Annotated in this window: 7 protein-coding genes and 1 tRNA gene; 6 read left to right on the top strand and 2 right to left on the bottom strand. The window is 41.1% G+C overall.

Going from position 1 to position 5,708, the window contains the following annotated elements:
* The coding region (locus CAN34_RS07150) for an adenosine deaminase (RefSeq protein WP_368039469.1) at positions 1–432 on the top strand (432 nt) is incomplete at its 5' end.
* 156 nt (positions 433–588) lie between these two features.
* Here CAN34_RS07150 and CAN34_RS07145 read toward each other — a convergent pair.
* A complete protein-coding gene (locus tag CAN34_RS07145) occupies positions 589–1,389 on the bottom strand; it encodes an NAD-dependent deacylase (RefSeq protein ID WP_089555063.1) in 801 nt (266 codons plus the stop codon).
* A gap of 35 nt (positions 1,390–1,424) precedes the next feature.
* On the opposite strand from CAN34_RS07145, the gene CAN34_RS07140 reads away from it, so the two are divergent.
* Positions 1,425–1,790, top strand: a complete 366-nt coding sequence (locus CAN34_RS07140) for a hypothetical protein (RefSeq protein WP_089555062.1) — start codon at positions 1,425–1,427, stop codon at positions 1,788–1,790.
* A 284-nt stretch (positions 1,791–2,074) separates the two neighbouring features.
* Here the strand turns inward: CAN34_RS07140 and CAN34_RS07135 are convergent.
* Positions 2,075–2,151 (bottom strand) — tRNA-Arg (locus CAN34_RS07135).
* Between the two features lie 390 nt (positions 2,152–2,541).
* Between CAN34_RS07135 and CAN34_RS07130 the strand changes: the two genes are divergently transcribed.
* The 4 genes from CAN34_RS07130 to CAN34_RS14380 form a co-directional block, all read left to right on the top strand.
* Positions 2,542–3,183, top strand: coding sequence for a cytochrome c5 family protein (locus tag CAN34_RS07130; protein WP_089555061.1), 642 nt, complete (start codon positions 2,542–2,544; stop codon positions 3,181–3,183).
* Between the two features lie 393 nt (positions 3,184–3,576).
* Complete coding sequence (locus CAN34_RS07125) at positions 3,577–4,539, top strand: ABC transporter ATP-binding protein (RefSeq protein ID WP_089555060.1); 963 nt, start codon at positions 3,577–3,579, stop codon at positions 4,537–4,539.
* A 56-nt stretch (positions 4,540–4,595) separates the two neighbouring features.
* Positions 4,596–5,369 (top strand): ABC transporter permease, encoded by a 774-nt coding sequence (locus tag CAN34_RS07120; RefSeq protein WP_089555064.1) that lies wholly within the window; start codon positions 4,596–4,598, stop codon positions 5,367–5,369.
* 74 nt (positions 5,370–5,443) lie between these two features.
* The coding region (locus CAN34_RS14380; protein WP_217320615.1) for a hypothetical protein at positions 5,444–5,708 on the top strand (265 nt) is incomplete at its 3' end.

Here is a 5,708-nt window from a genome sequence, read left to right as displayed (position 1 = left end):
AAATTGGTTGCTCATGCCGGTGAAGAGGCGGATTTTGTCGTATATCTACGAAGCCTGGATTTATTAGAGATAAATAGAATTGATCATGGTGTGCAATCGATAAAAAGCGCCGCGTTGATGCAACGACTAAAAGATGAGCAAATGCCGCTGACAGTTTGTCCAAATTCAAATATTGAACTCAAGGTATTTGAGAGTTATAAAGAACATAATATCAAAGAGTTGTTGGATTACGGTCTAAATATCACTGTGAACTCCGATGATCCGGCGTATTTCAAAGGCTATATCAATCAAAATTTTATAAACATATGTGAGAATCTGCCGCTAACCGAGGACGATATCATCACTTTGGTGAAGAATTCTTTTAGATCTTCATTTATAGATGATGAGTTAAAAGAGGCTTACTTAGCGAAAGTTGATCTTGCCCTGCAATAAATACGATTGAGCTGCTGCTTTAAGTTGTTTTCATAAATTTGCTGCTATAAGTTTCTTTGCTTAGCGCTAAGCTAAGTACAGCATTAATAAGCATAGCCTTCGAAAAACTCATACCAGCAACGCCTATTTCTTTTTTTATATGCCATACAAGCATGATTACAACGCAGTGATTTGCTGTATCAGTAATGGCATTATCACGCCCGCTTTTTCTGCTAAGGTAATATCAACGATGGTATTCGGAGTTGGATCGGGATTTATCTCGATAATTTTGGCGCCATTTTGCTTTGCCAATTGCGCTAATCCAGCCGCGGGATAAACGAGGCTTGATGTGCCGATACTAATAAACACCTCGCAATTAGACGCCGCATCTTCAGCTGTTTGCCATGCTTGTACAGGTAGTGATTCGCCGAACCAAACAATATCCGGTCTAATATAACCGTCGCAATGAGGGCAGTTAATTAATCCCTCATCGAAATCGATGCTATCTTCGCTGCTATATGAACCCCTTGATTGGCTTTGGTGGGGTGTCTCACACTGACTACAACGATTACGCCATAAATTGCCATGAAGATGAATCACTGTACTACCAGCCTGCTCGTGCAAGTCATCGACATTTTGAGTGATGAGCGTCAATTGTTGATCAGAGGATTGAGTATGGTACTGCCACTGCGCTAAAGCATCATGTGCCGGATTCGGTGTTTTATCGGCGACCAATTGTCTGCGCCATTGATACCATGACCACACTAGCTTTGGGTCGCGAGCAAAAGCATCAGGTGTCGCCAAGTCTTCCGCGGCATAGTTTTCCCATAATCCCGTTTGCTTATCTCGAAAAGTCGGGATACCACTTTCTGCTGAAATCCCTGCACCCGTTAAGAGGCAAATGCGTTGTTTTGATGCCAATAGTTGGGCGGCACGTTGTACTTCTGCTGTTAACGCTGGTGATAATTCTGCTAACATGAGCTAACCCTTATTAATAATGGATATCCCTTCTTATGATAGACGGAACTTGGTGGCTTGTCATATTGATAGCGGTCGGCGTTGGACTATGGTTTTTTGCAAAATCGCGCGCGCCTAAACATATTGGTAAAAATAATATAAAGTTAAAAAGTAAAAACATACCCCTAAATGATTCGCTACAAAAGACATCCGTACTGATTAAACAGTATTTTCCTGATTATCGCGTCACGCGTAAAGCAAATCATTTACTCGTCAGCAAACAAAATAAAAAAATCGCTATGATTACCATTGATAAAAAGCTTGCTGCCAGTCAGCGCCGCTTGGGTGATGTGCCGGTGATTAATTATCACCGTGTGCCTAGTCGCGCGCAGTTGGCTGCCAATCTAGAAGAGGCAGAATAGGCTCGTACAAAATATCTAGGTAAAATGTCTAGTGAAGAAATTGCCGCTTAACTATTTATAGTGAAAGGCGTTTAGTGAATTTAACAACTTATTTAATAAGGCTATTAGTTTGTTATCTAGAAGATGCAAGGATTTAATGATTTAGGGGTAAAGAAGTAGGAGGTTTTAACTATTATTAATGCTAGGGAAGGGCGAAGTACAATGTGCAATTTACGCTTACATACTTTGACTAATATTTGCGGTGATTAAGCTTTACAATAACTAAGCTTTGCAATAATTAGTAATGGTGCGCTCGGCGGGAATCGAACCCACGACCCTCGGCTTCGGAGACCGATACTCTATCCAACTGAGCTACGAGCGCATAATATGAACTGAATGCTATATTGATTAACACCTGATTAATGAATAACATGTATGAACAAATACCATTATCAACAATTAGCACTGCAAGGTGTCGAAAAATAAAGACCGCTTAGTCTAACAAATAAAAGTCATAAAGCCAATGAATGAAGGTGGCTATTGAGGTTTTTTAAGAAAAAACAACATAGTAAGCAAACAGGCATGGCAATCTACCTGTCTTTTCCCTTATAATGTCAGGGAGAATTGATATTTATAATCACCGATTACAAGTGTGGTTGCATGCGGGATGGCTGTTTGCTATTGCTATTGATAACTGGTTGTTATCAAAGGAGGACAGACAGAATGTCCAAGTCGTGTTGACCCTTGTATACGTAATAAGAGAACGTGACGAATGAGAAAAGTAGTTATGTTATCGGCAGCTGCCATTCTAGGAATCGCTAGTATCGCTGTGAGCCAAGCTGAAAGTGTTGTAGACACTCCTGTAACGATATCTGATGTCGCAGAAGGCAAAGACGTTGTCGAAAATGCGCCTGAAAAGTTGGGTGACGATACCCAAGCTGCTGCAGATACCACAACAGATAGCGCTGCTCCAGCTGAAGAAGCTGCGGTAGCGGTAGCAGCACCTGCGGCGGCTGAAGAGCCAATTCCAGAAGATACACCACAAGTGCAAAAGCTGATTGCTTTGTATCCTAATTTGATTGCTCGTATTCAGCCTGTTGGTAAAGTATGTTTCGAAGACGATGAAGTTTGTGATGTGACCGCTCGTTCTTCTGGTCCATCAGCTGGCGATGGCCCACGTGAAGGTAAAGCGGTATATAGCGCCGTGTGTCAGACTTGTCACGCGACAGGGCTACTTGGCTCACCTATGTTAGGTGATGCTGGCGCTTGGGGTCCACGTATTGCAAAAGGTACAGAGACCTTATATACCCACGCTATCAATGGCTTTAACGCCATGCCTGCTAAAGGCGGCGCTGATATTCCTGACGAAGAAGTTCAAAATGCGGTTGATTACATGGTTGCTGAAGCCAGCTAACTGTCTTTATTAAGATAGAACATTAACTGATAGTACACTTATATAGAAAAGTAAAACGAGAGTCCATAAAACGATTATCGACTTTCGTTTTACTTTTCTCTGCTTGGTTTAATAAGTCATTAATCTTAAGCGGGCAGTATTTTGGATTACTGATTTTTAGAGTAATACTTTGAATACTATAAGTGTAAAGAGCGCCTATCTCATTTAGTGAGGTAGGCGCTTTTTTGTGGATAATGATTGGTATTACTAATATCGTCCTTATAGTATGGTGCTGTTGAAATTTGTTATTACTAGCCTCAGATTAAGACACTAGAACAACTATTATAAGAATTAATGTTCCAAAAATTGCTTTTTAGATTCTTTTATAGACCAATCATTAACAAAGAGGTATTCATGTCTGAAGTACCAGCGCTTTCTATCAAACATTTATCCAAAACTTATGACAATGGCTTTTCCGCCCTAAAAGATGTCAGCTTAACCGTACCACAAGGTGGGTTTTTTGCGTTATTAGGGCCAAATGGTGCTGGTAAATCAACGATGATTGGTATTATCAGCTCACTGTTTAAACCAACTAGCGGCAGCGTAAATATTTTTGGTGTTGATCTATTAGCCAATCCTTCGGTAGCCAAGCAATACTTAGGTGTGGTGCCGCAAGAGTTCAATTTTAATCAGTTTGAAAAAGTAGAAGATATTCTGATTACTCAAGCTGGCTACTTTGGTATACCGGCTAAAGAATCAAAACCACGTGCAGAGCGCTTGCTAAAAGCATTGGGTCTATGGGATAAGCGTGATAGTAAGTCGCGGGAGCTGTCAGGTGGTATGAAGCGGCGCCTGATGATTGCGCGCGCGCTGATTCATAAGCCTAAATTATTGATTCTTGATGAACCCACCGCTGGAGTAGATATTGAACTGCGCCGCTCGATGTGGGAATTCATGCAGCAAATTAATATTGAAGAAAATACCACTATTATTCTGACCACTCACTATCTAGAAGAAGCTGAGCAGCTGTGTAAGCGCATTGCGATATTAGATCATGGTGAGATTCGTATTAATACTGAGATGAAAGATTTGCTGGCGCAGTTGTCTGTTGAGACCTTTGTGCTAGATTTGACCCAGCCGCTCACCCAGCCTTTAGTCATTGATAAGGTAACAGAAATTTCCCAGCCTGATGAGCTGACGGTGGAGGTGACCTTGAGTAAAGGTGAGACGCTCAATTGTGTTTTTGAGCAACTGACCAAACTTGATATCGAGGTTGCCAGCATGCGCAACAAGTCTAACCGCCTAGAGGAGTTGTTTATGCGGCTAGTAGATAAAAATATTCAGAATGAGGACAGCATGAAGGAGGCAGGATTATGAAACAGGAAGTGACTCAGGAAGTGACTCAAAAAGTCACTATAGATCCTAATGAGACGATGTCTGCAGCCAAAAAGTGGATTGCTTTTCAAACTATCTTAGTAAAAGAGATTCGTCGAATCCTGCGTATTTGGCCACAAACCCTGTTACCACCGGTTATTACCATGGCTTTATACTTCGTCATCTTTGGTAAGATGATTGGCTCGCGGGTGGGGGACATGGGCGGTGTACCGTACATGCAGTTTATCGTTCCAGGTCTCATCATGATGGCAGTGATTACCAACAGTTATTCTAACGTGGTATCGAGTTTTTTTAGTGCTAAATTTACCGCCAGTATCGAAGAGCTGCTAGTATCTCCGGTCTCTAAGCACGCCATATTAATGGGTTACATCGGTGGCGGTATTTTTCGCGGTCTGATTATTGCTATTATTGTTTCTATCGTCGCGCTATTCTTTACTAAGCTTGGTATCGAGCATTTATTTGTTACTGTATTTACGGTACTAGGAACGTCTATTCTGTTCTCACTTGGCGGTTTTATCAATGCGGCTTATGCCCGCTCATTCGATGACATCACTATTATTCCAAGCTTCGTATTAACACCTTTGACCTTTCTTGGTGGGGTGTTTTATTCGATGGAGAATTTATCTTCATTTTGGTATAACGTCTCATTACTCAACCCTATCGTCTATATGGTCAACGCATTTCGTTACGGTATCCTTGGCTATTCGGATGTCAACGTCTGGTATTCGATGGCAGCGATTTTTGTATTTTGCGTGGTGTTCTATGTCCTCTCTTATCGTTTATTAAGTGATGGCTCGCGTATTCGCTTGTAGCATATAGCATGGAATGATTTGTAAAATTTAGCGTGTCGCTTTATTATAAGAGTCCAACATTGTTGGGCTTTTTTATGTTTAAAATTTCAGTGATACACAAGTTTTTTATAATATCTGTATTAAGTAGCTTTTCCAGTACGGCTATCGCTGCATCGTTTGCGACTACAGATGATTATGATTGGGTCGTTATGAAGACGCCTATAGACCCTGCATCATATAAATATGACTGTAATCATGATTACAAATACGAGACTCATGCAGCTCTACAAAACTGCCTTTATAATTTGCGAGAAGACGCTGATAATGCGTTTAGTAAGCAATGGGGGATTGAAGATAGAG

It is taken from the genome of Psychrobacter sp. DAB_AL32B (genome assembly GCF_002224105.1).
In the GTDB taxonomy this organism is placed as follows: domain Bacteria; phylum Pseudomonadota; class Gammaproteobacteria; order Pseudomonadales; family Moraxellaceae; genus Psychrobacter.
This window is presented reverse-complemented; position numbering and strand designations above follow the sequence as displayed.

Bases quoted from the DNA above. Each gene is read 5' to 3' on its own strand.
- CAN34_RS07145 (WP_089555063.1), bottom strand. From the start codon at position 1,389: ATGTTAGCAGAATTATCACCAGCGTTAACAGCAGAAGTACAACGTGCC.
- CAN34_RS07140 (WP_089555062.1), top strand. From the start codon at position 1,425: ATGATAGACGGAACTTGGTGGCTTGTCATATTGATAGCGGTCGGCGTT.
- CAN34_RS07130 (WP_089555061.1), top strand. From the start codon at position 2,542: ATGAGAAAAGTAGTTATGTTATCGGCAGCTGCCATTCTAGGAATCGCT.
- CAN34_RS07125 (WP_089555060.1), top strand. From the start codon at position 3,577: ATGTCTGAAGTACCAGCGCTTTCTATCAAACATTTATCCAAAACTTAT.
- CAN34_RS07120 (WP_089555064.1), top strand. From the start codon at position 4,596: ATGTCTGCAGCCAAAAAGTGGATTGCTTTTCAAACTATCTTAGTAAAA.